The organism is Variovorax sp. Varisp41 (assembly GCF_047325085.1).
Lineage (GTDB): Bacteria > Pseudomonadota > Gammaproteobacteria > Burkholderiales > Burkholderiaceae_C > Variovorax.
Genome location: NZ_CP168540.1, coordinates 3,943,575 through 3,966,684, shown reverse-complemented (window position 1 = coordinate 3,966,684; position 23,110 = coordinate 3,943,575). Strand labels below are relative to the sequence as shown.

32 protein-coding genes are annotated in these 23,110 nt (G+C 66.7%); 29 read left to right on the top strand and 3 right to left on the bottom strand.

The features are described 5' to 3' along the window. Positions 1-88: 88 nt before the first annotated feature. From ACEN9J_RS18290 to ACEN9J_RS18195, 20 genes are all read left to right on the top strand, one after another. The gene (locus tag ACEN9J_RS18290; protein ID WP_413761704.1) at positions 89-727 is read left to right on the top strand and encodes an alpha/beta hydrolase; all 639 of its coding nucleotides are present in this window, start codon (positions 89-91) and stop codon (positions 725-727) included. A gap of 45 nt (positions 728-772) precedes the next feature. Continuing rightward, entirely contained in the window at positions 773-1,942 is a 1,170-nt protein-coding gene (locus ACEN9J_RS18285) for a D-alanyl-D-alanine carboxypeptidase family protein (RefSeq protein WP_057597515.1), read from the top strand. A 220-nt stretch (positions 1,943-2,162) separates the two neighbouring features. Further along, entirely contained in the window at positions 2,163-2,540 is a 378-nt protein-coding gene (rpsL, locus tag ACEN9J_RS18280; protein WP_057597516.1) for a 30S ribosomal protein S12, read from the top strand. Positions 2,541-2,695: 155 nt separating this feature from the next. Further along, positions 2,696-3,169 carry a 30S ribosomal protein S7 gene (gene rpsG / locus ACEN9J_RS18275; protein WP_007829591.1) on the top strand — a complete coding sequence of 158 codons (474 nt, stop codon included), beginning with the start codon at positions 2,696-2,698 and terminating at the stop codon, positions 3,167-3,169. A 95-nt stretch (positions 3,170-3,264) separates the two neighbouring features. Beyond that, on the top strand, positions 3,265-5,364 hold the full coding sequence (fusA, locus tag ACEN9J_RS18270) for an elongation factor G (protein ID WP_057597517.1): 2,100 nt from the start codon (positions 3,265-3,267) through the stop codon (positions 5,362-5,364). A 142-nt stretch (positions 5,365-5,506) separates the two neighbouring features. Continuing rightward, entirely contained in the window at positions 5,507-6,700 is a 1,194-nt protein-coding gene (tuf, locus tag ACEN9J_RS18265; protein ID WP_093356177.1) for an elongation factor Tu, read from the top strand. A gap of 21 nt (positions 6,701-6,721) precedes the next feature. Then, complete coding sequence (gene rpsJ, locus ACEN9J_RS18260; RefSeq protein ID WP_057596142.1) at positions 6,722-7,036, top strand: 30S ribosomal protein S10; 315 nt, start codon at positions 6,722-6,724, stop codon at positions 7,034-7,036. Positions 7,037-7,367: 331 nt separating this feature from the next. Then, positions 7,368-8,777 carry a carboxypeptidase-like regulatory domain-containing protein gene (locus tag ACEN9J_RS18255; protein ID WP_413761703.1) on the top strand — a complete coding sequence of 470 codons (1,410 nt, stop codon included), beginning with the start codon at positions 7,368-7,370 and terminating at the stop codon, positions 8,775-8,777. 14 nt (positions 8,778-8,791) lie between these two features. Next, the gene (locus ACEN9J_RS18250; RefSeq protein ID WP_057596179.1) at positions 8,792-9,325 is read left to right on the top strand and encodes a hypothetical protein; all 534 of its coding nucleotides are present in this window, start codon (positions 8,792-8,794) and stop codon (positions 9,323-9,325) included. Positions 9,326-9,571: 246 nt separating this feature from the next. Next, on the top strand, positions 9,572-10,252 hold the full coding sequence (rplC, locus tag ACEN9J_RS18245; RefSeq protein ID WP_057596145.1) for a 50S ribosomal protein L3: 681 nt from the start codon (positions 9,572-9,574) through the stop codon (positions 10,250-10,252). Beyond that, on the top strand, positions 10,252-10,872 hold the full coding sequence (gene rplD, locus ACEN9J_RS18240; protein WP_057596147.1) for a 50S ribosomal protein L4: 621 nt from the start codon (positions 10,252-10,254) through the stop codon (positions 10,870-10,872). The genes rplC and rplD overlap by 1 nt, the downstream gene beginning before the upstream one ends. Further along, positions 10,869-11,204 carry a 50S ribosomal protein L23 gene (gene rplW / locus ACEN9J_RS18235; RefSeq protein ID WP_057596149.1) on the top strand — a complete coding sequence of 112 codons (336 nt, stop codon included), beginning with the start codon at positions 10,869-10,871 and terminating at the stop codon, positions 11,202-11,204. The genes rplD and rplW overlap by 4 nt, the downstream gene beginning before the upstream one ends. Positions 11,205-11,206: 2 nt before the next feature. Beyond that, on the top strand, positions 11,207-12,031 hold the full coding sequence (gene rplB / locus ACEN9J_RS18230) for a 50S ribosomal protein L2 (RefSeq protein WP_057596151.1): 825 nt from the start codon (positions 11,207-11,209) through the stop codon (positions 12,029-12,031). Positions 12,032-12,041: 10 nt separating this feature from the next. Beyond that, a complete protein-coding gene (gene rpsS, locus ACEN9J_RS18225) occupies positions 12,042-12,320 on the top strand; it encodes a 30S ribosomal protein S19 (protein ID WP_007838132.1) in 279 nt (92 codons plus the stop codon). Between the two features lie 9 nt (positions 12,321-12,329). After that, the gene (gene rplV / locus ACEN9J_RS18220; protein ID WP_019657678.1) at positions 12,330-12,662 is read left to right on the top strand and encodes a 50S ribosomal protein L22; all 333 of its coding nucleotides are present in this window, start codon (positions 12,330-12,332) and stop codon (positions 12,660-12,662) included. A 15-nt stretch (positions 12,663-12,677) separates the two neighbouring features. After that, on the top strand, positions 12,678-13,589 hold the full coding sequence (rpsC, locus tag ACEN9J_RS18215) for a 30S ribosomal protein S3 (RefSeq protein ID WP_057596153.1): 912 nt from the start codon (positions 12,678-12,680) through the stop codon (positions 13,587-13,589). Positions 13,590-13,656: 67 nt separating this feature from the next. Continuing rightward, positions 13,657-14,073: a 50S ribosomal protein L16 gene (rplP, locus tag ACEN9J_RS18210; RefSeq protein WP_057596155.1), complete on the top strand. Its 417-nt coding sequence runs from the start codon at positions 13,657-13,659 to the stop codon at positions 14,071-14,073. A gap of 55 nt (positions 14,074-14,128) precedes the next feature. Further along, on the top strand, positions 14,129-14,338 hold the full coding sequence (gene rpmC / locus ACEN9J_RS18205; protein ID WP_057596180.1) for a 50S ribosomal protein L29: 210 nt from the start codon (positions 14,129-14,131) through the stop codon (positions 14,336-14,338). Positions 14,339-14,347: 9 nt separating this feature from the next. Beyond that, positions 14,348-14,617: a 30S ribosomal protein S17 gene (gene rpsQ / locus ACEN9J_RS18200; RefSeq protein ID WP_015867662.1), complete on the top strand. Its 270-nt coding sequence runs from the start codon at positions 14,348-14,350 to the stop codon at positions 14,615-14,617. 97 nt (positions 14,618-14,714) lie between these two features. Further along, positions 14,715-15,221: a peroxiredoxin gene (locus ACEN9J_RS18195; RefSeq protein WP_057596157.1), complete on the top strand. Its 507-nt coding sequence runs from the start codon at positions 14,715-14,717 to the stop codon at positions 15,219-15,221. A gap of 22 nt (positions 15,222-15,243) precedes the next feature. On the opposite strand, the gene ACEN9J_RS18190 is transcribed toward ACEN9J_RS18195, so the two are convergent. After that, positions 15,244-15,831: a GNAT family N-acetyltransferase gene (locus ACEN9J_RS18190; protein ID WP_057596158.1), complete on the bottom strand. Its 588-nt coding sequence runs from the start codon at positions 15,829-15,831 to the stop codon at positions 15,244-15,246. After that, positions 15,828-16,514 (bottom strand): cytochrome b/b6 domain-containing protein, encoded by a 687-nt coding sequence (locus ACEN9J_RS18185; RefSeq protein ID WP_413761702.1) that lies wholly within the window; start codon positions 16,512-16,514, stop codon positions 15,828-15,830. The genes ACEN9J_RS18190 and ACEN9J_RS18185 overlap by 4 nt, the downstream gene beginning before the upstream one ends. Before the next feature lie 168 nt (positions 16,515-16,682). Between ACEN9J_RS18185 and ACEN9J_RS18180 the strand changes: the two genes are divergently transcribed. Further along, positions 16,683-17,129 (top strand): c-type cytochrome, encoded by a 447-nt coding sequence (locus ACEN9J_RS18180; protein WP_057596160.1) that lies wholly within the window; start codon positions 16,683-16,685, stop codon positions 17,127-17,129. Positions 17,130-17,205: 76 nt separating this feature from the next. Here ACEN9J_RS18180 and ACEN9J_RS18175 read toward each other — a convergent pair whose 3' ends face one another. Further along, on the bottom strand, positions 17,206-17,703 hold the full coding sequence (locus tag ACEN9J_RS18175; RefSeq protein WP_057596161.1) for a TlpA family protein disulfide reductase: 498 nt from the start codon (positions 17,701-17,703) through the stop codon (positions 17,206-17,208). 103 nt (positions 17,704-17,806) lie between these two features. On the opposite strand from ACEN9J_RS18175, the gene ACEN9J_RS18170 reads away from it, so the two are divergent. The 8 genes from ACEN9J_RS18170 to ACEN9J_RS18135 all read left to right on the top strand — a co-directional run bounded on the left by ACEN9J_RS18170 (position 17,807) and on the right by ACEN9J_RS18135 (position 23,094). Next, on the top strand, positions 17,807-18,370 hold the full coding sequence (locus ACEN9J_RS18170; RefSeq protein WP_413761701.1) for a hypothetical protein: 564 nt from the start codon (positions 17,807-17,809) through the stop codon (positions 18,368-18,370). A gap of 151 nt (positions 18,371-18,521) precedes the next feature. Next, positions 18,522-18,977 carry a PTS sugar transporter subunit IIA gene (locus tag ACEN9J_RS18165; RefSeq protein ID WP_057596163.1) on the top strand — a complete coding sequence of 152 codons (456 nt, stop codon included), beginning with the start codon at positions 18,522-18,524 and terminating at the stop codon, positions 18,975-18,977. Then, positions 18,946-19,215 (top strand): HPr family phosphocarrier protein, encoded by a 270-nt coding sequence (locus ACEN9J_RS18160; protein WP_057596164.1) that lies wholly within the window; start codon positions 18,946-18,948, stop codon positions 19,213-19,215. The genes ACEN9J_RS18165 and ACEN9J_RS18160 overlap by 32 nt, the downstream gene beginning before the upstream one ends. Continuing rightward, positions 19,212-21,008 carry a phosphoenolpyruvate--protein phosphotransferase gene (gene ptsP / locus ACEN9J_RS18155; RefSeq protein WP_057596165.1) on the top strand — a complete coding sequence of 599 codons (1,797 nt, stop codon included), beginning with the start codon at positions 19,212-19,214 and terminating at the stop codon, positions 21,006-21,008. The genes ACEN9J_RS18160 and ptsP overlap by 4 nt, the downstream gene beginning before the upstream one ends. Positions 21,009-21,133: 125 nt before the next feature. Further along, positions 21,134-21,502, top strand: coding sequence for a DUF4148 domain-containing protein (locus tag ACEN9J_RS18150; protein ID WP_413761700.1), 369 nt, complete (start codon positions 21,134-21,136; stop codon positions 21,500-21,502). 177 nt (positions 21,503-21,679) lie between these two features. Beyond that, positions 21,680-22,144 carry a Spy/CpxP family protein refolding chaperone gene (locus ACEN9J_RS18145; RefSeq protein ID WP_057596167.1) on the top strand — a complete coding sequence of 155 codons (465 nt, stop codon included), beginning with the start codon at positions 21,680-21,682 and terminating at the stop codon, positions 22,142-22,144. Between the two features lie 84 nt (positions 22,145-22,228). Then, positions 22,229-22,702 (top strand): DUF4260 domain-containing protein, encoded by a 474-nt coding sequence (locus tag ACEN9J_RS18140; RefSeq protein WP_082322052.1) that lies wholly within the window; start codon positions 22,229-22,231, stop codon positions 22,700-22,702. After that, positions 22,696-23,094 (top strand): hypothetical protein, encoded by a 399-nt coding sequence (locus tag ACEN9J_RS18135; RefSeq protein WP_409976582.1) that lies wholly within the window; start codon positions 22,696-22,698, stop codon positions 23,092-23,094. Before ACEN9J_RS18140 ends, ACEN9J_RS18135 begins: the two co-directional genes overlap by 7 nt. Positions 23,095-23,110: the final 16 nt, after the last annotated feature.

The following is a 23,110-nucleotide window of genomic DNA, read 5'->3' as shown; positions in this document are numbered from 1 at the left end:
ACTTTTCGCCCGGGCCTGCGCTCGTACCGTGCTCGCCGCAGGCACCCCTCTCACTGTCGGCCTGCCGGCCCGTTCCACTCCGAGCCTCATGAATTCCCAGACCGAAAAGATCAGCCTCCAGGGCGCCGCCGGTGCCATCGAGGTGCAGCGCGACCAGCCGGCCGAGGCCGCGCGCGGCATCGCCGTCATCGCCCATCCCCATCCGCTGTTCGGCGGCACCATGGACAACAAGGTGGTGCAGACCCTCGCGCGCGCCTTCATCGCCTGCGGCTGGACCGCGGTGCGCTTCAACTTCCGCGGCGTCGGCGCCAGCCAGGGCGTGCACGACGAGGGCCGCGGCGAGCTCGAAGACATGCTGAACGTCGTCGGCCAGCTCGCGCCCGAGGGCCCGCTGGCGATCGCCGGCTTCTCGTTCGGCGCTTTCGTCGCGAGCGGCGCGGTCGAGAAGCTCTGGGCCGCGCGCGACGTGCGGCAGATCGTGCTGGTCGGCACCGCCGCCGCGCGCAACACCGTGGCCGTGCTGCCGCCCGAGGCCCACGAGCGCACGCTGGTGGTCCACGGCGAGGCCGACGACACGGTGGCGCTGTCGGCCGTCATGGACTGGGCGCGGCCGCAGTCACTTCCTGTCACAGTCGTCCCCGGGGGCGGCCATTTCTTTCACGGACAATTGCCGCTGCTCAAGAGCCTGGTCTCGCGCCATCTGCGCGCGGACAACCCGGCCGCCTGAAAGCCTGGCTTGCAGGCACGTCTTCGTTTCTTTCCCATCGCTCCCATGAATCGCTTCCTCCACGGTGCCCGCGCGCTGTTGCTCGCCGCCGCCGCTTCCGTCTGCCTGATCGCCGCCGCCCAGGTGCCCGCACCCCCCGAGATCGCCGCGCGCAGCTACCTGCTGCTCGACGTGACGGCCAACCAGATCCTCGCGCAGAAGGACATCGACAGCCCGGTCGAGCCCGCATCGCTGACCAAGCTGATGTCGGCCTACATCGTGTTCGACGCGCTGCGCGCCAAGAAGATCACCCTGACGCAGACGATGCCGGTCAGCCCGCGCGCCTGGAAGATGCCGGGCTCGCGCATGTTCATCGACCCGAAGATGCAGGTGCCGGTGGAAGACCTGATCAAGGGCCTGATCGTGCAGTCGGGCAACGACGCCACCGTGGCGCTGGCCGAGGGCGTGGGCGGCACGGTCGAGCATTTCGTCGAGATGATGAACGCCCAGGCCAAGGTGCTGGGCATGAAGAACACCACCTACAAGAACCCCGAGGGCCTGACCGCGCCCGGCCACACCACGACCGCGCGCGACCTCAGCATCCTGGCGACCCGGCTGGTGCGCGACTTCCCCGAGGAAGCCAAGTACTACGCGATCAAGAAGTACCGCTACCCGGGCACGCCCTCGACCAACGACACCAACCGCAACCTGCTGCTGTTCCGCGATCCGACCGTCGACGGACTGAAGACCGGCCATACCGAAGCCGCCGGCTACTGCATGATCGCCACCGCCAAGCGCGACTTCCCGAACCTGACCGGCGGCCGCCGCCTGCTGTCGATCGTGCTCGGCACCTCGGGCGAGACCGTGCGCGCCAACGAATCGCAGAAGCTGCTGAACTGGGGCTACACCGCCTACGACGCCGTGCGCCTGTTCGACGGCGGCCAGCCCGCGGCCACGCCGGCGGTCTGGAAGGGCAAGCAGAATGTGCTCAAGCTCGGCCGCCCCGAGCCGATCGTGGTCGCCGTGCCCGCGGGCACCGCCAGCAAGCTCAAGACCCAGATCGCGCGCCCCGACCCGCTGGTGGCGCCGTTCACCAAGTACCAGCCCGTGGGCACGCTCAAGGTCACGCTCGACGACCAGCCGGTGGCCGAGGTGCCGCTGGTGGCGCTGGAGCCGGTCGAGCAGGCCGGCATGCTGGGCCGCGCCTGGGATGCGGTCCGACTCTGGATCAAGTAACCGGCAGGGCAGGGAGCCGGCGGTTTCAGGCCGGCGGCAGGGGGCGGAATGCCTCCAAAGCCGGCTGACTTTGCCGTTTCACGAGCCCGCTGCTATACTCGTGGGCTTTTCGGAAAATTCCGAAGGGATTCACGTTTGCGTCATCTCCCGGTTCCTGAGTCACGATCAGGGCGCCGCAAGGCAGTTCCGGGGTATTTCTCGTTTTGGGACTAATTCATTCATGCCAACCATCAATCAACTGGTGCGTCAGGGCCGGACGGTCGAAAAGATCAAGTCCAAGAGCCCTGCCATGCAGAACTCGCCGCAACGTCGCGGTGTCTGCACTCGGGTCTACACCACGACCCCCAAAAAGCCGAACTCGGCACTTCGTAAAGTTGCCAAGGTCCGCCTGACCAATGGCTTCGAAGTCATCTCCTACATCGGCGGCGAAGGCCACAACCTGCAGGAACACAGCGTCGTGCTGGTTCGCGGCGGTCGTGTCAAGGACTTGCCCGGTGTGCGCTACCACATCGTGCGCGGTTCGCTCGACCTGCAAGGCGTGAAAGACCGCAAGCAGTCGCGTTCCAAGTACGGCGCGAAGCGTCCCAAGAAGGCCTGATCGGGTTCTTCTTTCAGTAGTTGTTTCATCGGTGTTCGAGTGCCTTGGCGGGCATGTCGAGCGTAGTGACCCGCAGTTGGGTCGAGTAAGTGAGGGTCCGAGTCGACTCTCGCGGTGCCGGAGACGGTGCCAACTGAAGCAAAGAGGTTAAGAAAATGCCACGTCGTCGCGAAGTCCCCAAACGTGAAATCCTGCCGGATCCCAAGTACGGCAATGTCGAGCTGTCGAAGTTCATGAACGTGATCATGGAAGGCGGCAAGAAGGCTGTTGCCGAGCGCATCATCTATGGCGCGCTCGACTTCATCGAGAAGAAGAACCCGGACAAGGACCCCCTCGAGGCGTTCACCGTTGCCATCAACAACGTGAAGCCGATGGTCGAAGTGAAGTCGCGCCGCGTCGGCGGTGCGAACTATCAAGTGCCGGTCGAAGTCCGTCCCGTCCGCCGCCTCGCCCTGTCGATGCGCTGGATCAAGGAAGCCGCCCGCAAGCGCGGCGAGAAGTCAATGGCCCTGCGTCTGGCCAACGAACTGATGGAAGCCACGGAAGGCCGTGGCGGCGCGATGAAGAAGCGCGACGAAGTGCACCGCATGGCGGAAGCCAACCGGGCGTTCAGCCACTTCCGCTTCTAAAAACCAAACTTCGCTTGGGCGTTGGGTGTCGGGTGTCGGGCGTATGGCCTGCCCCGGGGCCCAGCGCTCAACGCATTTCAACCCGAAAGTAAATCATGTCCCGCAAGACCCCCATCGAGCGCTACCGCAACATCGGCATCTCCGCGCACATCGACGCTGGCAAGACCACGACGACGGAACGTATCCTGTTCTACACCGGTGTGAACCACAAGATCGGTGAAGTGCACGACGGTGCCGCCACGATGGACTGGATGGAGCAGGAACAAGAGCGCGGCATCACGATCACCTCGGCTGCCACGACCTGCTTCTGGAAGGGCATGGCCCAGAATTTCCCCGAGCACCGCATCAACATCATCGACACCCCCGGCCACGTGGACTTCACCATCGAGGTGGAGCGTTCCATGCGCGTGCTGGACGGCGCCGTGATGGTCTATGACGCCGTCGGCGGCGTGCAGCCCCAGTCGGAAACCGTCTGGCGCCAGGCCAACAAGTACAAGGTTCCCCGTCTCGCGTTCGTCAACAAGATGGACCGCACCGGCGCGAACTTCCTGCGCGTGCGCCAGATGATGATCGACCGCCTGAAGGCCAACCCCGTCGTGATCCAGATCCCGATCGGCGCCGAAGACAAGTTCCAGGGCATCGTCGACCTCGTGAAGATGAAGGCCATCATCTGGGACGAGGACAAGGGCGTGACCTTCACCTACGGTGAAATCCCGGCCGACCTGGTCGACGTCTGCAACGAGTACCACGAGAAGCTGGTCGAAGCAGCCGCCGAAGCGAGCGAAGAGCTCATGAACAAGTACCTCGAAGGCGAAAAGCTCTCCGAAGAGGAAATCAAGAAGGCCCTGCGCCAGCGCACCATCGCCGGCGAAATCCAGCCGATGCTGTGTGGCTCGGCCTTCAAGAACAAGGGCGTGCAGGCCATGCTCGACGCCGTGATCGAGTACATGCCCGCTCCGACGGACATTCCCCCGGTTGCCGGCACCGACGAAAGCGACGCACCGGTGGTGCGTCAGGCCGACGACGAAGAGAAGTTCTCGGCGCTCGCCTTCAAGCTGATGACTGACCCGTTCGTGGGCCAGCTGACCTTCGTGCGCGTCTATTCGGGCGTGCTTTCGAAGGGCGACAGCGTCTACAACCCGGTGCGCGGCAAGAAGGAACGCATCGGCCGTATCGTGCAGATGCACGCGAACAACCGCGAGGAAGTCAGCGAAATCCGCGCCGGCGACATCGCCGCCTGCGTGGGCCTGAAGGAAGTGACCACCGGCGAGACGCTGTGCGATCCCGATTCGGTCGTGACCCTCGAGCGCATGGTGTTCCCGGAGTCGGTGATCTCGCAGGCCGTCGAGCCGAAGACCAAGGCCGACCAGGAAAAGATGGGCATCGCCCTGCAGCGCCTCGCGCAGGAAGACCCGTCGTTCCGCGTCAAGACCGACGAGGAATCGGGCCAGACCATCATTTCGGGCATGGGCGAGCTCCACCTCGAAATCATCGTGGACCGCATGAAGCGCGAGTTCGGCGTGGAAGCCAACGTGGGCAAGCCGCAGGTGGCCTACCGCGAAACGATCCGCAAGACCGTCGAGGAAGCCGAAGGCAAGTTCGTTCGCCAGTCGGGCGGCAAGGGCCAGTACGGCCACGTCGTGCTGAAGATCGAACCCCAGGAAGCCGGCAAGGGCTTCGAGTTCGTCGACGCCATCAAGGGCGGTGTGGTTCCCCGCGAATACATCCCCGCGGTGGAAAAGGGCGTGGTGGAAGCGCTGACGCAAGGCGTGCTGGCGGGCTACCCCGTCGTGGACGTCAAGGTCACGCTGCACTTCGGCTCGTACCACGACGTGGACTCGAACGAAATGGCGTTCAAGATGGCCGCGATCTTCGGTTTCAAGGAAGGTGCCCGCAAGGCCAACCCCGTGATCCTCGAGCCGATGATGGCCGTGGAAGTCGAGACGCCCGAAGACTACGCCGGCAACGTGATGGGCGACCTGTCGTCCCGCCGCGGCATGGTGCAGGGCATGGACGACATGGTCGGTGGCGGCAAGGCCATCAAGGCCGAAGTGCCGCTGTCGGAAATGTTCGGCTACTCGACCACGCTGCGCTCGATGTCGCAAGGCCGCGCCACGTACACGATGGAGTTCAAGCACTACGCCGAAGCTCCGCGTAACGTCGCCGAAGCCATCGTGGCTGCCCGCGCGAAGTAAGCGTTTCAGGAATGCAGGGCCGCGCAGTGCGCGGCCCTTCTTGTCTGCGATCCGGTGCCGCCTCGTTCCCGTGCGAGGCGATCCAGCAACCGGATGCAGACATAAAACCAATACACGGGACTGCTCTTTCAAGGATTGAAAAATGGCAAAAGGTAAATTCACCCGCACGAAGCCGCACGTGAACGTGGGCACGATCGGTCACGTTGACCATGGCAAGACGACGCTGACGGCCGCGATCGCGACGGTGCTGTCGTCGAAGTTCGGCGGCGAAGCGAAGGCCTACGACCAGATCGACGCTGCGCCCGAAGAAAAGGCCCGCGGCATCACGATCAACACCGCGCACGTCGAGTACGAAACGGCCAACCGCCACTACGCACACGTCGACTGCCCCGGCCACGCCGACTACGTGAAGAACATGATCACCGGCGCCGCCCAGATGGACGGCGCGATCCTGGTGTGCTCGGCCGCCGACGGCCCGATGCCCCAGACGCGCGAGCACATCCTGCTGGCTCGCCAGGTGGGCGTGGGCTACATCATCGTGTTCCTGAACAAGTGCGACATGGTCGACGACAAGGAACTGCTCGAGCTGGTCGAGATGGAAGTTCGCGAACTCCTCGACAAGTACGAATTCCCCGGCGACGACACCCCGATCATCCACGGCTCGGCGAAGCTGGCCCTGGAAGGCGACAAGGGCGAGCTCGGCGAAGGCGCGATCATGAAGCTGGCCGAAGCCCTGGACACGTACATCCCGACGCCCGAGCGCGCCGTGGACGGCACGTTCCTGATGCCCGTGGAAGACGTGTTCTCGATCTCGGGTCGCGGCACGGTGGTGACCGGCGCTGTCGAGCGCGGCGTGATCAAGGTCGGTGAAGAAATCGAAATCGTGGGCATCCGCCCGACGGTCAAGACCACCTGCACCGGCGTGGAAATGTTCCGCAAGCTGCTGGACCAGGGTCAAGCCGGCGACAACGTGGGCGTGCTGCTGCGCGGCACGAAGCGCGAAGAAGTCGAGCGCGGCCAGGTGCTGTGCAAGCCCGGTTCGATCAAGCCGCACACGCACTTCACCGCCGAGGTGTACGTGCTGTCGAAGGACGAAGGCGGCCGTCACACGCCGTTCTTCAACAACTACCGTCCGCAGTTCTACTTCCGCACGACGGACGTGACCGGCGCGATCGAGCTGCCGAAGGACAAGGAAATGGTCATGCCTGGCGACAACGTCAGCATCACCGTGAAGCTGATCAACCCGATCGCGATGGAAGAAGGCCTGCGCTTCGCCATCCGCGAAGGCGGCCGTACCGTGGGTTCGGGCGTCGTGGCCAAGATCCTCGACATCTAAGCCGAACGCAAAGGAAACACCATGGCAACCAAGCAAAAAATCCGCATCCGCCTGAAGGCGTTCGACTACAAGCTGATCGACCAATCGGCCGCCGAGATCGTTGACACCGCGAAGCGCACCGGCGCGATCGTCAAGGGCCCGGTGCCCCTGCCGACTCGCCTGAAGCGTTTCGACATCCTGCGCTCGCCGCACGTCAACAAGACCAGCCGCGACCAGCTCGAGATCCGCACGCACCAGCGCCTGATGGACATCGTCGACCCCACCGACAAGACCGTGGACGCGCTGATGAAGCTCGACCTGCCGGCCGGCGTCGACGTCGAGATCAAGCTGCAGTAAGCAGCATCGAACGAAGCCCGCTCGCGCGCCGAGCGCGGCATCGCTCCTCGAGGCCCGTTCACAGAAATGTGAGCGGGCCTTTGTCATTTGCGCGTCGTCTGTGGCATCCTCGCGCACCACCGGCCATCGATGCGTTGGCCGGAGCTGAATGAGGGCAGCACAAGCTATGAGCCACAGGATTCTTTCTGGTATCGGTTCGGCGTCGATTGCCGCGGCGCTCCTCGCAGGTTGCGGTGGAGGCGGCGGTGGTGGCGGCGGTGGAATCCCGATCGGTTTTCCGCCCCCGGTAATCGGTGGGGTCACTCTCAGCGGCAAGGCCACCTACGACTCGGTGCCCAACAACAGCGGGCCGCTGGTCTATTCGGCCACCGTCGCGAAGCCGGTGCGCGGCGCCTTCGTCGAGGTGCTCGATGCACTGTCGAACCAGGTCGCGGTGACGGCCACCGACGCCAACGGCAACTATTCGGTGTCGGTGCCGGCGAACAGCACGGTGAGCGTTCGTGTCCGAGCCCAGCTCCAGACCGCGGCGTGGGACGTCAGCGTGCGGGACAACACCGGCGCCAACACACCGCTCTACTCGATGCAGTCGGCCGCCTTCGCGACCGGCTCCGCGGCGCTGACGCGCGACCTGCGCGCGGATTCGGGATGGGGCGGCTCGAGCTATACCGGGCCCCGCGTATCGGCACCGTTCGCGGTGCTCGATACGGTCTACACCTCGATGCTGAAGGTGCTGTCGGTGGCGCCCGCGACGAACTTCCCGCCGCTGAAGGTGTTCTGGAGCCCGAACAACGTGCCGAGCGGCGGCAGCCTCGCGCTCGGTCAGATCGGCAGCACCTTCTTCACCAACCGCAGCACCGGCCGCGAGATCTACGTGCTCGGCAAGGAGAACGTGGACACCGACGAGTTCGATGCGCCGGTGATCGCGCACGAGTGGGGGCACTACTACCAGTCGTCCTTCAGCCGGGACGATTCGGTCGGTGGATCGCACGACCTGAGCGACCGCCTCGATCGCCGAGTGGCCTTCTCCGAAGGCTGGGGCAACGGCTGGTCGGGCATTGCGCTCGGCCGCAGCAACTACGTCGATTCCCGCGGCGAAGGGCAGGTCGCGCCCGACGTCAGCGTGTCGATCAACCTGGCGGCGGGGCCATCCAGCAATCCGGGCTGGTACCGCGAGCGCTCGATCCACTCGATCTTCTGGAATCTCAACCAGCAGGTGGGCTTCAAGCCGATCCACGATGCGATGACCAGCGCGCAGTTCAGGGGCGGCGCCGCCGTGACCTCGATCCATCCGTTCACCGCGGCCTTCAATGCGGCGGCGCCCGGCAGCGCGTCGGCGTTGGCGGGCCTCCTGAGCGCGCAGAACATCAGCGCCGGTGCCAACGATCCGTTCGGGGAAGCCGAAGGCAACGGCGGTGGAACGCCGAGCGTGCCGAACGCACTGCCCCTGTACGGCAGCGCCGTGGTGGGCTCGCTCGCCAATGCCTGCGTCTCGACCGTGGCGGGACGCGGCAACAAGCTGGGCAACTACGCCTACCTGCGCTTCGTGGCACCCACCACGCGCGAGTACCAGATCTCGGTGGCGTCGAGCGCGCCGACGGTGAATCCGGATTTCGCCGTGTTCCGCGCCGGCCAGATCCCGCGGTCGGGCAACAAGGTCAGCCTGCCGGCCGGCGAGTACGTGCTGGCCGTCACCGATCTCAACAGCTCGGGCGCGAACTGCATCAGCGTCGCGATCCAGTAAGAGGAATGATGGCCATGACGATTCGCTCGAACACACGGACCGCCATCGCGGCGCTCTCGCTGGCGGTGCTGACGACCTGGGCGCTGGCCGACGGCACGCCGGACTCGCGCGTGCACAAGCGCGTGCCGCACAAGGCGGCGGCGGCACCCATGACCACGGCCGTGCAGAAGTCCAACGGCGCCGGTGTCGCGGTGCAGTACCGTGTCGAAGGGGTGCCGCGGGCGGGGAGCGCCACGTCGGTGGTGCTGCAGTTCGACGACGTGACCGATCCGCAGGGCGCGTCGGTGCGCTTCACCACGGACCCCGGCTTGACGCTGCGAAACGGCGCGCCGCTGACGCTTCCCGCCGGCCAACGCAGCACCGCGACGCTGTCGGTCATCGGCGAATCGGACGGGCTGCGCTACCTGAACGTGTTCGTGACCCAGGGCGGCGCGAGCAGCGCCATCTCGATCCCGATCCAGACCGGAGCGGCACCGTTGATGAAGCCGCAGGGCGACACCCAGACCACCAAGGAAGGCGACAGCATCGTCACGATGCCCGCCAAATAGGCAAAAAGCGGCCTCCAGGAGCCGTTGCAGCCGCCCCGAAAGGGGCCTTTTCCAGCACTTGCACCCCGCGCAGGACGCGGGCTATAATCGCTGGCTCTGCCCTTGTTGCGTCCGCAAGGTACGTGCAGGTCGGAGATTTATCAACCTTCCCCCGTTGCCGCGAGTCGGTCATACGACTTCGGTCAAACGCTGTCGCCAATTGAAGTGGCAGCGGCGGGAGAAGCTTCCATTTTTTGGAGAAAACACATGAGTCTGAGCAACTCCCTCGGGTTGCTGGGCCGCAAGGTGGGGATGATGCGTCTCTTCACCGATGACGGGGACGCAGTTCCTGTCACGGTGGTGGATGTGTCGAACAACCGCGTGACCCAGATCAAGTCGCAAGAGACCGATGGCTACGTCGCACTGCAAGTGACGTTCGGTTCGCGCAAAGCATCGCGCGTGACCAAGCCCGAAGCCGGCCACCTCGCCAAGGCGGGTGTCGAAGCTGGCGAAATCATCCAGGAATTCCGCGTCACCGCAGATACCGCAGGTCAGCACCAGGCTGGCGGCGTGATCGCGGCCGGCAGCGTGTTCTCCGTGGGCCAGAAGGTGGACGTGCAAGGCACCTCCATCGGCAAGGGCTACGCCGGCACGATCAAGCGCCACAACATGAGCTCGCAGCGCGCGTCGCACGGTAACAGCCGTTCGCACAACGTGCCCGGCTCGATCGGCATGGCGCAGGACCCCGGTCGCGTGTTCCCCGGCAAGCGCATGACGGGCCACCTCGGCGACGTCACCCGCACGACGCAGAACCTGTCGGTGTTCCGCATCGACGAAGCGCGTCAACTGCTGCTCATCAAGGGCGCGATCCCGGGTTCGAAGGGTGGCTTCGTCACCGTGCGTCCCGCCGTCAAGGCCAAGCCGCAAGCGGCTGAAGGAGCGAAGTAATGGAACTCGAACTCCTGAACGAGCAAGGTCAGGCCGCGTCGAAGTACGACGCCCCCGAAACCGTGTTCGGCCGTGACTACAACGAAGACCTGGTCCACCAGATCGTCGTCGCATTCCAGGCCAACGCCCGCCAAGGCACGCGCGCCCAGAAGGACCGCGAACAGGTCAAGCACTCGACCAAGAAGCCTTTCAAGCAAAAGGGAACGGGCCGCGCCCGTGCCGGTATGACGTCCTCGCCGCTGTGGCGCGGGGGTGGCCGGATCTTCCCGAACATGCCTGACGAAAACTTCTCGCAGAAGATCAACAAGAAGATGTACCGCGCCGGCATGGCGTCCATCTTCTCGCAACTCGCTCGCGAAGGCCGTCTGGCCGTGGTCGATTCGATCAAGGTCGACTCGCCCAAGACCAAGCCGCTGGCTGCCCGCTTCAAGGCGATGAATCTCGACTCCGTGCTCGTGATCGCCGAAGAAGTCGACGAGAACCTTTACCTTGCCTCGCGCAACCTGGTGAACGTCCTCGTGGTCGAGCCGCGCTACGCAGACCCGGTGTCGCTGGTGCACTACAAGAAGGTGCTGGTCACCAAGGGTGCCGTCGACAAGCTCAAGGAGATGTTCGCATGAGCCGCGTGAACCCCACCCCTGCTCAACGTCAGTTCGACGAAGGCCGTCTCATGAACGTGCTGGTCGCCCCGATCGTGTCCGAAAAGGCCACGATGGTCGGCGAGAAGTCGAACGCTGTCACTTTCAAGGTGTTGCAAGACGCCACCAAGCCCGAGATCAAGGCCGCCGTCGAACTGATGTTCAAGGTCGAAGTCAAGGGCGTGTCGGTTGCCAACATCAAGGGCAAGACCAAGCGCTTCGGCAAGTCCGTCGGCCGCCGCGACCACGTTCGCAAGGCCTACGTCACGCTGAAGGCCGGTCAAGAGCTCAACCTCGTCGGGGAAGGCGCTTAATCATGGCCGTCATCAAGATGAAACCCACTTCGCCGGGCCAACGCGGCGCGGTGAAGATCTCGCGTGACCACCTGTACAAGGGTGCTCCGCTCGCATCCCTGCTGGAACCCCAGTTCCAGAAGGCCGGCCGCAACAACAACGGCCACATCACGACCCGTCACAAGGGCGGCGGTCACAAGCACCACTACCGCGTGGTGGACTTCCGTCGCAACAAGGATGGCATCCCGGCGAAGGTCGAGCGCATCGAGTACGACCCGAACCGCACCGCCCACATCGCGCTGGTCTGCTACGCCGACGGCGAGCGCCGCTACATCATCGCCCCGCGCGGTCTGGAAGCCGGTGCAACGCTGCTGTCGGGTTCGGAAGCTCCGATCCGCGCCGGCAACACGCTGCCGATCCGCAACATTCCGGTGGGTTCGACGATCCACTGCATCGAACTGCAGCCCGGCAAGGGCGCGCAGATCGCCCGCTCGGCCGGTACCTCGGCCACGCTGCTGGCCCGTGAAGGCGTCTACGCCCAGGTCCGCATGCGTTCGGGCGAAGTCCGCCGCATTCACATCGAATGCCGCGCGACCATCGGTGAAGTGGCCAACGAAGAACACAGCCTGCGCCAGCTCGGCAAGGCCGGTGTGAAGCGCTGGATGGGTATCCGCCCGACCGTTCGCGGCGTGGTGATGAACCCGGTCGACCACCCGCACGGTGGTGGCGAAGGCAAGACCGGCGAAGGCCGTCACCCTGTCGACCCGTGGGGCAACCTGACCAAGGGTTACCGTACCCGTAACAACAAGCGCACGCAGGTCTTCATCGTGTCGCGCCGCAAGAAGTAAGGGATAGCAAATGACTCGCTCTCTCAAAAAGGGTCCGTTTGTTGACCATCACCTCGTTGCCAAGGCCGACAAGGCCGTGACGACGAAGGACAAGAAGCCGATCAAGACCTGGTCGCGCCGCTCGATGGTCCTGCCCGAATTCATCGGCCTGACCATTGCCGTGCACAACGGCAAGCAGCACGTGCCCGTGTACATCACCGACCAGATGGTCGGCCACAAGCTCGGCGAATTTGCGCTCACGCGCACGTTCAAGGGGCACCCCGCGGACAAGAAAGTCCAGAAGAAGTAAGGAACGACCATGTCTGAAACACGTGCAGTCCTCCGCGGTGTCCGCCTCTCGGTCGACAAGGGCCGTCTGGTCGCCGACCTGATCCGCGGCAAGAAGGTCGATCAAGCGCTCAACATCCTGCAATTCACGCAGAAGAAGGCCGCTGTGATCGTCAAGAAGGTGCTCGAGTCGGCCATCGCCAACGCGGAGCACAACGACGGTGCCGACATCGACGAACTGAAGGTCAAGACCATCTACGTCGAACAGGGCGCCACGCTCAAGCGCTTCACGGCGCGCGCCAAGGGTCGCGGCAATCGCATCAGCAAGCCCACGTGCCATGTGTACGTGACGGTTGGCAACTAAGAGCCTGGAAGAAATATGGGACAGAAAATCCATCCGACCGGCTTCCGTCTGGCGGTTACCCGTAACTGGTCCAGCCGCTGGTACGCCAGCGACCGCGATTTCGCGGGCATGCTGGCCGAAGACATCAAGGTTCGCGAATACCTGAAGAAGAAGCTGAAGAACGCTTCGGTGTCGCGCGTCCTGATCGAGCGTCCCGCCAAGAACGCCCGCATCACGATCTACTCGGCTCGTCCGGGCGTCGTGATCGGCAAGAAGGGCGAAGACATCGAGAACCTCAAGCGCGAACTGGGCCGCCAGCTCGGCGTGCCGGTGGCAGTGAACATCGAAGAAGTGCGCAAGCCCGAAATCGATGCCCAGCTGATCGCCGACAGCATCACGCAGCAGCTCGAAAAGCGGATCATGTTCCGCCGCGCCATGAAGCGTGCCATGCAGAACGCCATGCGTCTGGGTGCCCAGGGCATCAAGATCATGTCGGCTGGCCGCCTGAACGGCATCGAAATCGCTCGTACCGAGTGGTACCGCGAAGGTCGCGTGCCGCTTCACACGCTGCGCGCCGACATCGACTACGGCACCTCGGAAGCCAAGACCACCTACGGCGTCATCGGCGTCAAGGTGTGGGTCTACAAGGGCGACACCCTGGGCCGCAACGACCTGCCCGCCGTCGAGACCCCGCGTCCCGAGGAAGAGCGTCGTCCGCGTGGTCCGCGCCGCGATGGCCGCCCGGGTGGCGACCGTCCGGGCGGTGACCGCCGCGGCGGCCCGCGTGCCGGTGCCCGTGGCCCGATCGGTGGCAACACCGCTCCCGCCGACGGCAGCGACAAGCCCGCAGAAGCAACCGGCGGTGCCGGTGCAGACTCGAAACCCGCCGTTAAGCGCGTCCGCAAAGCCGCGCCCGCTGCAGCAGCGGACGGTGCCAAGACCGAGTAATCGGTCTGTAGCCCCGGGTGTGCATTCGCACTGAAAGCCCGGGGCAGTCCTCACGGAGTAACAAGACATGCTGCAACCTGCACGCAGAAAGTTCCGCAAGGAACAAAAGGGCCGCAACACCGGCGTCGCCACCCGGGGCAACTCGGTGGCCTTCGGTGACTTCGGTCTGAAATGCACCGACCGCGGCCGCCTCACGGCGCGCCAGATCGAAGCCGCTCGCCGCGCGATTTCGCGTCACGTGAAGCGCGGTGGCCGTATCTGGATCCGCGTGTTCCCCGACAAGCCGATCTCGACCAAGCCCGCAGAAGTGCGGATGGGTAACGGCAAGGGCAACCCCGAGTACTACGTCGCCGAGATCCAGCCCGGCAAGATCGTGTTCGAGATCGTCGGCGTGCCCGAAGAACTCGCCCGCGAAGCCTTCCGCCTGGCCGCTGCCAAGCTGCCGCTGCGCACGACGTTCGTCTCGCGCCAGCTCGGCGCCTGAGAGGAGAACATCCATGGCAACACGTAAGAAGAAAGAAGCCGCGGCTCCGGCCAAGGTGAGCAAGGCAGCAGCACTGCGCGAGAAGGACGTCGCCGGTCTGCAAGCCGAAATCAAGGATCTGCAGAAGGCCCATTTCGGCCTGCGCATGCAGAAAGCCACGCAACAGCTGTCGAACACCTCGACGCTGCGCGTGACGCGTCGCGACATCGCGCGCGCCAAGACCGTTCTTGCTCAGAAGCAGCAAGAAACCCAAGCCGCCAAGTAAGGAGTGAACATGACGGAAGCTAAAAAATCCCTCAAGCGCACCTTGATCGGCAAGGTGGTCAGCGACAAGCGTGCCAAGACCGTGACCGTGCTGGTCGAGCGCCGTGTGAAGCACGAGCTCTACGGCAAGATCGTGGCGAAGACGAGCAAGTACCACGCCCATGACGAAAAGGGCGAGTACAAGCTGGGCGACACCATCGAGATCACGGAAAGCCGTCCGATCTCGAAGACCAAGAACTGGGTCGTGACCCGTCTGGTCGAGAAGGCCGTCCTGGTCTGATCCCCCTCGGGTAAGCCGGCTCCGCGAGGCAGCCGGCAGTCCATCGCGAAACGGCCCACAATGTGGGCCGTTTTTCTTTTTCCAGGAGCACTTTCAAATGATCAAAGTCGGCGACACCCTTCCCTCGGCCACCCTGCAGGAGTATTCCGAAGTCGAGGGCGAAGGCTGCAGCATCGGCCCGAACCCCGTCGACGTGAGCAAGGCAACGGCCGGCAAGACGATCGCGCTGTTCGCGCTGCCGGGCGCCTTCACGCCCACCTGCTCGGCCAAGCACGTGCCCGGCTATGTGCAGCACTTCGACGACTTCAAGGCCGCGGGCGTGGACGAGATCTGGTGCGTGAGCGTGAACGACGCCTTCGTGATGGGCGCCTGGGCGCGCGACCAGAAGACCGGCGCCAAGGTGCGCATGCTGGCCGACGGCAGCGCAGACTTCGCCAAGGCCACCGGCCTCACGCTGGACCTCACGGGCCGTGGCATGGGCCTGCGCAGCAACCGCTACTCGATGCTCGTGAAGGACGGCAAGGTCGCGACGCTCAATGTCGAGGCACCGGGCAAGTTCGAGGTCAGCAACGCCGAGACGCTGCTGGCGCAAGCCAAGGGCTGAAGCGGCGAAGCCGGGGCGACGCCTACAGGTCCACCTTCAGGTAGTGCGCCCCCGCAATGGGGTTGTGATAGAAGGGCGGCACCTCTGCGAAGCCCAGGTCCTCGTAGAGGGCGCGTGCCGACTCCATCTCGTCGAGCGTGTCGAGCAGCACGCAGCCGTAGCCCGCGCCACGCGCCGCGTCGAGGATCGCCTCGGCGAGCTGGCGGCCCAGCCCCAGGCCGCGAAAGCCCGGGCGCACGTACAGGCGCTTCATCTCCGCCGCATTCACGTAGTCCGCGCTGTCGAGCGGCCGCAGCGCGCAGCAGCCGGCCACGTGCGCGAGCCGGCCATCGGCGCGCACCAGCGTGGGCGTGGCGCGGCCGGCCTCGTCCTTGACGTGCGCCGGATCGACCAGCGCCAGCAGCAGCGTGCCGCGCGGCTCGACGTATTCGCCCGGCAGCGCGGCCAGTTCCTGGTCGAAATTCTGGAAATCGAGATCGATGCCCAGCGAGGCGGCGTAGTCGCGGAAGATGAGGCGCGCGGCCTCGAGTTCGTGGGCCTCGTCGGGCGTGAGCAGCACGACGGCCGGCGTGTCCGACAGCGGCAGGGGGCGTGAGACCGAGGAGCTCATGCGCGCAACGACGAAACCCAGTACGCGACGCCCGCGCACAGCAGCGCGAGCACCAGCGCGAAGCCACGCGACGCGGCGTCGTCGCGGCTGCCGGCGGCGGCGATGTGCTTGTCGCCCGACACCATCGGCGCGACCAGCCGGTGGCGCTTCACCAGCACGTAGAACAGCACCGCGAGCACGTGCAGGCTCGCGAGCGCGATCACGATCCACTTGCCCTGCGTGCTGTGCCAGCCCGTGGCCAGGCTCACGAGATCGCCCGAGACGAAGCGCGTGAGCGGCCCCGCGGCCGAGATCTCGTCGTCGGCCAAGAGGCCGGTGGCCACCTGCAGCGCCAGGATCGCGAGCACCGCGAACACCGACAGCGCGCCCAGCGGCGTGTGGCCGATCAGGTGGTCGGGATGGGCGCGGCCGCGCAGGTAGGCGAGGAGCGAGCCCGGCGCGTAGACGAAGGCCGCGAAGCGCGACCAGCGTCCGCCGACGAAACCCCAGACCAGCCGGAACAGCAGCAGCGCGAGCACCGTGTAGCCGAGGCGGAAATGCCATTCCATGACGCCGCCGAGGCCGGTGGCGATCAGCCCGATCACGGCGGCGGCCAGGGCCCAGTGGAACAGCCGGGTCGGCAGGTCCCAGACGCGTGTTCGGGTGGCCTGGCGAGACGCCGCGGCCGCGGGGGAGTCGGTCATCGAAGGAGGGGGGAGCGCAAGGCTGCGGAAGGCGCAGATTAGCAAAGTCCGGGCCGTCCGCTCCATCGGGTTGTTGCTATGCGCGCCGGCCGGCCTGCCCCTACACTGCCGCGCAGGTGCCGCGCCCGACGGCATCACCCACGATTTCCCCACGTCAGGAGGACCCCGATGATCCGACTCGCCACCTTCGCGCTGGCCGCCGCCTGCGCCGCCACCACCCTGCCGGCCGCGGCCCAGTTCGCGAAGCCTGAAGACGCCATCAAGTACCGCCAGAGCGCGCTGTTCGTCATGTCGCAGCACTTCGGCCGCCTGGGCGCCATGGCCAATGGCCGCGCGCCCTACGACGCGGCCGCCGCCGCGGCCAATGCCGAGGTGGTGGCCGACATGGCGAAGCTGCCCTGGGCCGGCTTCGGCGCCGGCACCGAGGGCGGCAAGGCCAAGCCCGAGGTCTGGAAGGAAGCGCCGAAGTTCAAGGAGCACCAGGACAAGCTGATCGCCGAGACCGGCAAGCTGCTGGTGGCCGCCAAGGCCGGCAACATCGATGCGCTCAAGGCCCAGTTCGGCCCGACCGCCGCGAGCTGCAAGGCTTGCCACGACAGCTTCCGCGACCGCTGATCCGCCATCGCTTGCCCCAACGAAAAAGGCGCTGCCCGGTCACGGGCAGCGCCTTTTTGGCGGGCAGGAGGAGGGCTCAGGCCTCGGCCAGCAGCTTCTCGATCAGCTTGTGCAGCTCGGCGAAATCGGGTTCGCCCACGTAGCGCTTGACTATCTGGCCCTGCTTGTTCACGAGGTAGGTGGTCGGCGTGAGCTTCACGTCGCCCCAGGCCTGCGCCACGCTGCCGGTGTTGTCGATCGCCACCTTGAACGGCAGCTTGCGGGTTTCGGCGAAATTGACGACGTAGCTCGGCGGGTCGTAGCTCATGGCCACCGCCAGCGTGTCGTAGCCGCGCGCCTTGTACTTGTCGTAGGTGGCGATCACCTTGGGCATCTCGCCGACGCAGGTCACGCAGCTCGTGGCCCAGAAGTTGACCAGCGTGACCTTGCCCTTGAGGTCCTCGGTGCTCTTTTTCGTGCCGTCGAGCAGCACGAAGGTCGAGGCGGGCGCCGCGGTGGTGCCCGAGCCGAGGTACACCCCCACGCCGGTGGCCAGGGCGACGGCAACGGCGGCTGCGATAACGTACTTTTTCATGGCTGCTGACTGAGTGGGGCGGCGCGATTCTAGTTCCGTGCGTCCGAACGTGCAGGCGCGCGCGACAGTCTCCGTGGAACGGTGGATCGATAATCCGATCCCCATGCCGCTGCCCACCTCCCGTCTTCGCCGCCGTGCGCGCGCCGCCTGCGCCGCCGCCGCGGTCCTCGCGCTCGCGGCCTGCAGCCCGACCTTCAACTGGCGCGAAGTCCCGGTGGCCGAGGCCGGCCTGGTCGCGCTGCTGCCCTGCAAGGCCGACCGCGCCACCCGCGCGCAGCCGCTGGGCGCCGAATCGGTGCAGGTCGACATGGCCGGCTGCGAGGCCGGCGGTGCCACCTTCGCGATTGCGCATGCCACCGCCGCCGATGCCGCCCAGGCCGAGAGCTGGCTGCGCGCCTGGCAGCTCGCCACGCGCGAGCAGCTGCAGAGCGCGGCCACCACCGAGGCGCCCGCCACGGTGCCGCGCGCCGCCCCCGTGCCCGCGCCGCTGCGGCTCGACGCGCCGGCCACGCCCACGGGCCAGCCGCTGCAGGTGCTGTGGTTCGCCCAGGCCGAGACCCGCTCGACGCCGCCGGGCGCCGTGTCGCTCTACCAGGCGATGGTGCTGGGCCGGCCCTCGTCGGGCGAGGCCGCCAAGACCTTCTTCGAAGGACTGCGGCTGCCATGAGCCGCGCGCGGCGACGGTTTCGATCGTGCGTCGCTGCCGCGCGCCGGGGCGTCCGTTGCGCAATGGCCAAGCTTGCGGGCTGGCGCGTTATGTCGTCTATCTACTTCCTCCGGGCGCCCCCGCATAATCGAAGCGCCGTCCCCCGAGCCGCATGAACAGCATCCTCATCATTGCCCATTCGCCGTTCGCACAAGCGTTGCGGAAGTGCGCGCTGCATGTGTTTCCCGACAGCGAGAACGCCATCGTCGCGCTCGACGTGCTGCCCAACGTGCCGCCCGAGGAAACCCTGGCGGCCGCGCGCATCACGCTCGCGCAGCAGCTCAACGGGCCGCGCGTGCAGGTGCTGGTGCTGGCCGACGTGTTCGGCGCCACGCCCTGCAACGTGGCGCAGAAGCTGGTGGACGGCGTGCGCTCGCGGCTCGTGGCGGGCGTCAATCTTCCGATGCTGCTGCGCGCCGTGACCTACCGGCACGAGCCGCTCGACGTGCTCGTGCAGCGCGCCATCACTGGCGGCACTTCGGGCGTGATGCAAGTGGCGGTGGCTGCACCGCAGAACCAGGCCAAGAGAAAGCACAGTGATCAAGAAATCCGTGACCATCAGCAATAAGCTGGGACTGCATGCGCGCGCATCGGCCAAGCTGACCAAGCTCGCCGGCAGCTTCCCCTGCGAGGTGTGGCTCTCGCGCGGTGACCGCCGCATCAACGCCAAGAGCATCATGGGCGTGATGATGCTGGCCGCCGGGCTCGGCTCGACCGTCGAGCTCGAGACCAACGGGCCGCAGGAAGAAGAAGCGATGAACGCCATCGTCCAGCTCATGGACGACAAGTTCGGCGAGGGCGAATGACCTTCGCAGTCCACGGCCTCCCCGTCGCCCGTGGCATCGCCATCGGCCGCGCGGTGCTGGTGGTGTCGAGCCGCATCGACGTGGCCCACTACTTCATCAAGCCCGAGGAGATCGAGACCGAGATCGACCGGGTGCGCATCGCGCGCAACGAGGTGGCCGAGGAACTCGCCAAGCTGCAGACCAGCGTCGCGCAGATGGGGCCCAACGACGCGCCGCACGAACTCGCGGCGCTGCTCGAGGTGCACCAGCTGCTGCTGCAGGACGAGGCGCTGACCGGCGGCGTCAAGCACTGGATCACCGAGCGGCTCTACAACGCCGAGTGGGCGCTGACCACGCAGCTGGAGATCGTCGCGCGCCAGTTCGACGAGATGGAGGACGAGTACCTGCGCGAGCGCAAGGCCGACCTCGAGCAGGTGGTGGAGCGGCTGCTGCACCGCATGAAGGGCACGGCCGCGGTGCTGGCACCGAGCCCGCCGCGGCGCAAGCGCGCCTCGTCCGACGAGGACGACGACCTCACCGCGGGCGACGGCATCGACGTGCCGCTGGTGCTGATCGCGCACGACCTCTCGCCGGCCGACATGCTGCAGTTCAAGAAGAGCGTGTTCGCCGGCTTCGTCACCGACGTCGGCGGGCGCACCTCGCACACCGCGATCGTGGCGCGCAGCATGGACGTGCCGGCCGTGGTCGGCGCGCGCACCGCGAGCCAGCTGGTGCGGCAGGACGACTGGGTCATCATCGACGGCGATGCCGGCGTGATGATCATCGATCCCTCGCCGATCATCCTGGCCGAGTACGGCTTCAAGCAGCGCCAGGGCGACCTCGAGCGCGGGCGCCTCGCGCGGCTGCGCCACAAGCCGGCCGTCACGCTCGACGGCCAGCGCGTCGAGCTGCTCGCCAACATCGAGATGCCAGAGGACACGGTGGGCGCGATGAAGGCCGGCGCGGTCGGCGTGGGCCTGTTCCGCAGCGAGTTCCTGTTCATGGGCCGCGAGTCGTCGGCGCGCCAGACCCGGCTGCCCGACGAGGAGGAGCAGTACCAGGCCTACAAGCGCGCGGTCGAGGGCATGCAGGGCATGCCGGTCACCATCCGCACCATCGACGTGGGCGCCGACAAGCCGCTGGACAACAAGTCCGCCAACAAGCAGGAGCACCTGAACCCCGCGCTCGGCCTGCGCGCCATCCGCTGGAGCCTGGCCGATCCCGCGATGTTCCTCACGCAGTTGCGCGCCATCCTGCGCGCGGCCGCGCACGGCGAGATCCACCTGCTGATCCCGATGCTCGCGCATGCGAGCGAGATCCGCCAGACGCTGGCGCTGCTCGCGCTCGCGCGCACCGAGCTCGACAACCGCGGCGCGGTGCACGGCCAGGTGAAGCTCGGCGCCATGATCGAGATCCCGGCCGCGGCGCTCACGCTGCGCACCTTCCTGAAGCACTTCGACTTCCTCTCGATCGGCACCAACGACCTGATCCAGTACACGCTGGCGATCGACCGCGCCGACGAGTCGGTGGCGCACCTCTACGACCCGGCCCATCCGGCGGTGCTCAAGCTGGTGGCCGACACCATCGCGGAGTGCCGGCGCCAGGGCAAGGCCGTGGCGGTGTGCGGCGAGATGGCGGGCGACGTCGCCTTCACGCGGCTGCTGCTGGGCCTGGGGCTGCGCAGCTTCTCGATGCATCCCTCTCGCATCCTCGCGGTCAAGCAGGAGGTGCTGCGCGCCGATACGAGCAAGCTCGAGGCCTGGGCGCGCTCGGTGGTCGACTCGGACGATCCCGCCACCATGCTCGCGGGCTGAGCGCCGCGCGCGCTTCAAGCCCGCCGCAATAAAACGAAACACGCCGAAACCGCGGCGAAAGGACTTGCCGCGCGCCGGCAAGCACGATCAGGCCTTCTCTTCACCAACCCTGAAAGGCCCGATCCATGAAGCTCTCCCTGACCCAGGCTGTCGCCGTCGCCTCCTTCGCCATGCTCGCCGCCGCGGGCGCCAAGGCCGAAAGCTATGACGGCGTGCACCAGGCCGTGTCGGCCAAGACCCGCGCCGAGATCAACGAGGAAGCCGTGCGCGCCGCCGCGGCACCGAACCAGAACGTGACGCGCGGCTCGCGCGGTCCCGAGACCGTGGCGCGCTCCACCGACCGTGCCAACGTGGTGGCCGAGGCGGTGCGCACCGCGGCCGCGCCCGACCAGAATGTGAGCTCGGGTTCGCGCGTCAACAGCAAGGTGATCTCGACGCTGCAGAACCCGGTGGACGCACGCGCCGCCGCCTCGCGCGACGCCAGCAAGCTCTGAGCGACACGGCCCTTCGCGCCCCCGGAAGCAAGCGACGCATCGGCGTCGCTTTTTCGTTTCGGCCCTCCGGCCTCCAATCCAAAAAAAACAAAACACGCCGATACCGCGGTGAAAGGACGCGAAGCCGCCCCGAAAGCACCATCGAGCTTCCTCCTCCAACACACACAAGGACCCGTCATGAAACACTGGATCAAACGCACGCTCTTCGGTTTTGCCGGGCTCGCCGTGGTGGCCGGCAGCGTCGCCGGCTGCGCCGGCCATCGCCACGGCTGGAACGGCGACAGCGCCGAGTTCCGCGCCAAGATGGTCGAGCGCGTGGGCAGCAAGCTCGACCTCGATGCAGCGCAGAAGCAGAAGCTCACCGTGCTGGCCGAGAAGCTGCAGGCGCAGCGCCAGGCCCTGCGCGGCGCCGACGGCTCGGGCGACCCGCGTTCGCAGTTCCGCGCCCTGTTCGCCGGCAACAAGCTCGACCAGGCCGGCGCCACGCGCCTGGTCGACGAGAAGACCGCGGCGCTGCGCAACGGCAGCCCCGAGATCATCGCGGCCGCGGCCGACTTCTTCGACCACCTGAATCCCGCGCAACAGCAGAAGGTGCGCGAGTTCATGGAGCGCGGCGGACGCCGCTGGAGCCGCCAGGGCTGATGCACCGGCGGCCCCGACCCCTGGCCGGGGCCGCATTCCCATCCTTTCCGGGGCCCGGCGCCCTCCACCTGATGCGAGCACACCATGAAGACCATCGAACCGAACCTGGCCGACCTGATCGCGCTGCGGCGCCAGGCCGCGCGCCGCGCGAGCGATGCCGCGACCGATGCGCAGGAAGGCGCCGCGACCGGCGGCGTGCGCACCACGCTGCGGCTCGAGGCGCTGGCCGTGCTGGCGGGCGCGCTGATCGCCTACGACCGCACCGGCAGCGGCTGGGGCCTGTTCGCGCTGCTGTTCCTGCTGCCCGACCTGTCGATGCTCGGCTACCTGGCGGGGCCGCGCATCGGCGCGCGGGTCTACAACCTCGCGCACTCGTACCTGGTGCCGCTGGGCATCGGAGCGCTGGGCCTGCTGGTGGCGCTGCCCTTCGCGCTGCCGCTGGCGCTGGTCTGGGCCGCGCACATCGCGTTCGACCGGACGCTGGGCTTCGGCCTCAAGTACGAGGCGGGCTTCGGCTTCACGCACCTGGGCCGCGTCGGAAGGCAGGACCCATGGTGAGCGCGCGTCCCGACGATGTCGTGCGGCCCGTGCTGCGCCCCGCCGTCGCGCGCACCTGGCTGCTGGCCGAGGCGCTCGCGCTCGGCACTGCCTCGGCCGTGCACGCGGGCCGGCTGATCCCCGGCTTCGCGCATGCGCAGGCGCGCACGGCCGAGGCCGTGATCGCGCTGGTGCTGGTGGGTGCCGCGGCCGCGAGCTGGCTGCGCCCGGCCTGGACGCGCTGGTTCGCGATCCGTGCCCAGGGCTTCGCGCTGCTCGGCACGCTGGTGGGCCTGTTCACCATCGCGATCGGCATCGGGCCGCAGACCGTGCCCGATGTCGCCTATCACCTGGTCCTGCTCGCCGCGCTCGCGGCCGGCCTCGTCGTGGCGGTGCGATGCCGGGCGGGTTGATCATCAGCCAGCTCCT

Coding starts and splice junctions, on each gene's coding strand:
- rplV (WP_019657678.1), top strand. CDS start 12,330: ATGTCTGAAACACGTGCAGTCCTCCGCGGTGTCCGCCTCTCGGTCGAC.
- rpsQ (WP_015867662.1), top strand. CDS start 14,348: ATGACGGAAGCTAAAAAATCCCTCAAGCGCACCTTGATCGGCAAGGTG.
- tuf (WP_093356177.1), top strand. CDS start 5,507: ATGGCAAAAGGTAAATTCACCCGCACGAAGCCGCACGTGAACGTGGGC.
- rpsS (WP_007838132.1), top strand. CDS start 12,042: ATGACTCGCTCTCTCAAAAAGGGTCCGTTTGTTGACCATCACCTCGTT.
- ACEN9J_RS18135 (WP_409976582.1), top strand. CDS start 22,696: ATGGTGAGCGCGCGTCCCGACGATGTCGTGCGGCCCGTGCTGCGCCCC.
- rpsL (WP_057597516.1), top strand. CDS start 2,163: ATGCCAACCATCAATCAACTGGTGCGTCAGGGCCGGACGGTCGAAAAG.
- ACEN9J_RS18190 (WP_057596158.1), bottom strand. CDS start 15,831: ATGAGCTCCTCGGTCTCACGCCCCCTGCCGCTGTCGGACACGCCGGCC.
- ACEN9J_RS18150 (WP_413761700.1), top strand. CDS start 21,134: ATGAAGCTCTCCCTGACCCAGGCTGTCGCCGTCGCCTCCTTCGCCATG.
- ACEN9J_RS18180 (WP_057596160.1), top strand. CDS start 16,683: ATGATCCGACTCGCCACCTTCGCGCTGGCCGCCGCCTGCGCCGCCACC.
- ACEN9J_RS18185 (WP_413761702.1), bottom strand. CDS start 16,514: ATGACCGACTCCCCCGCGGCCGCGGCGTCTCGCCAGGCCACCCGAACA.
- fusA (WP_057597517.1), top strand. CDS start 3,265: ATGTCCCGCAAGACCCCCATCGAGCGCTACCGCAACATCGGCATCTCC.
- ACEN9J_RS18140 (WP_082322052.1), top strand. CDS start 22,229: ATGAAGACCATCGAACCGAACCTGGCCGACCTGATCGCGCTGCGGCGC.
- ACEN9J_RS18175 (WP_057596161.1), bottom strand. CDS start 17,703: ATGAAAAAGTACGTTATCGCAGCCGCCGTTGCCGTCGCCCTGGCCACC.
- rplC (WP_057596145.1), top strand. CDS start 9,572: ATGAGTCTGAGCAACTCCCTCGGGTTGCTGGGCCGCAAGGTGGGGATG.
- ACEN9J_RS18250 (WP_057596179.1), top strand. CDS start 8,792: ATGACGATTCGCTCGAACACACGGACCGCCATCGCGGCGCTCTCGCTG.
- rplB (WP_057596151.1), top strand. CDS start 11,207: ATGGCCGTCATCAAGATGAAACCCACTTCGCCGGGCCAACGCGGCGCG.
- rpsJ (WP_057596142.1), top strand. CDS start 6,722: ATGGCAACCAAGCAAAAAATCCGCATCCGCCTGAAGGCGTTCGACTAC.
- rpsC (WP_057596153.1), top strand. CDS start 12,678: ATGGGACAGAAAATCCATCCGACCGGCTTCCGTCTGGCGGTTACCCGT.
- ACEN9J_RS18285 (WP_057597515.1), top strand. CDS start 773: ATGAATCGCTTCCTCCACGGTGCCCGCGCGCTGTTGCTCGCCGCCGCC.
- rplW (WP_057596149.1), top strand. CDS start 10,869: ATGAGCCGCGTGAACCCCACCCCTGCTCAACGTCAGTTCGACGAAGGC.
- ACEN9J_RS18195 (WP_057596157.1), top strand. CDS start 14,715: ATGATCAAAGTCGGCGACACCCTTCCCTCGGCCACCCTGCAGGAGTAT.
- rplP (WP_057596155.1), top strand. CDS start 13,657: ATGCTGCAACCTGCACGCAGAAAGTTCCGCAAGGAACAAAAGGGCCGC.
- ACEN9J_RS18165 (WP_057596163.1), top strand. CDS start 18,522: ATGAACAGCATCCTCATCATTGCCCATTCGCCGTTCGCACAAGCGTTG.
- ptsP (WP_057596165.1), top strand. CDS start 19,212: ATGACCTTCGCAGTCCACGGCCTCCCCGTCGCCCGTGGCATCGCCATC.
- rpsG (WP_007829591.1), top strand. CDS start 2,696: ATGCCACGTCGTCGCGAAGTCCCCAAACGTGAAATCCTGCCGGATCCC.
- ACEN9J_RS18145 (WP_057596167.1), top strand. CDS start 21,680: ATGAAACACTGGATCAAACGCACGCTCTTCGGTTTTGCCGGGCTCGCC.
- ACEN9J_RS18290 (WP_413761704.1), top strand. CDS start 89: ATGAATTCCCAGACCGAAAAGATCAGCCTCCAGGGCGCCGCCGGTGCC.
- rplD (WP_057596147.1), top strand. CDS start 10,252: ATGGAACTCGAACTCCTGAACGAGCAAGGTCAGGCCGCGTCGAAGTAC.
- ACEN9J_RS18170 (WP_413761701.1), top strand. CDS start 17,807: ATGCCGCTGCCCACCTCCCGTCTTCGCCGCCGTGCGCGCGCCGCCTGC.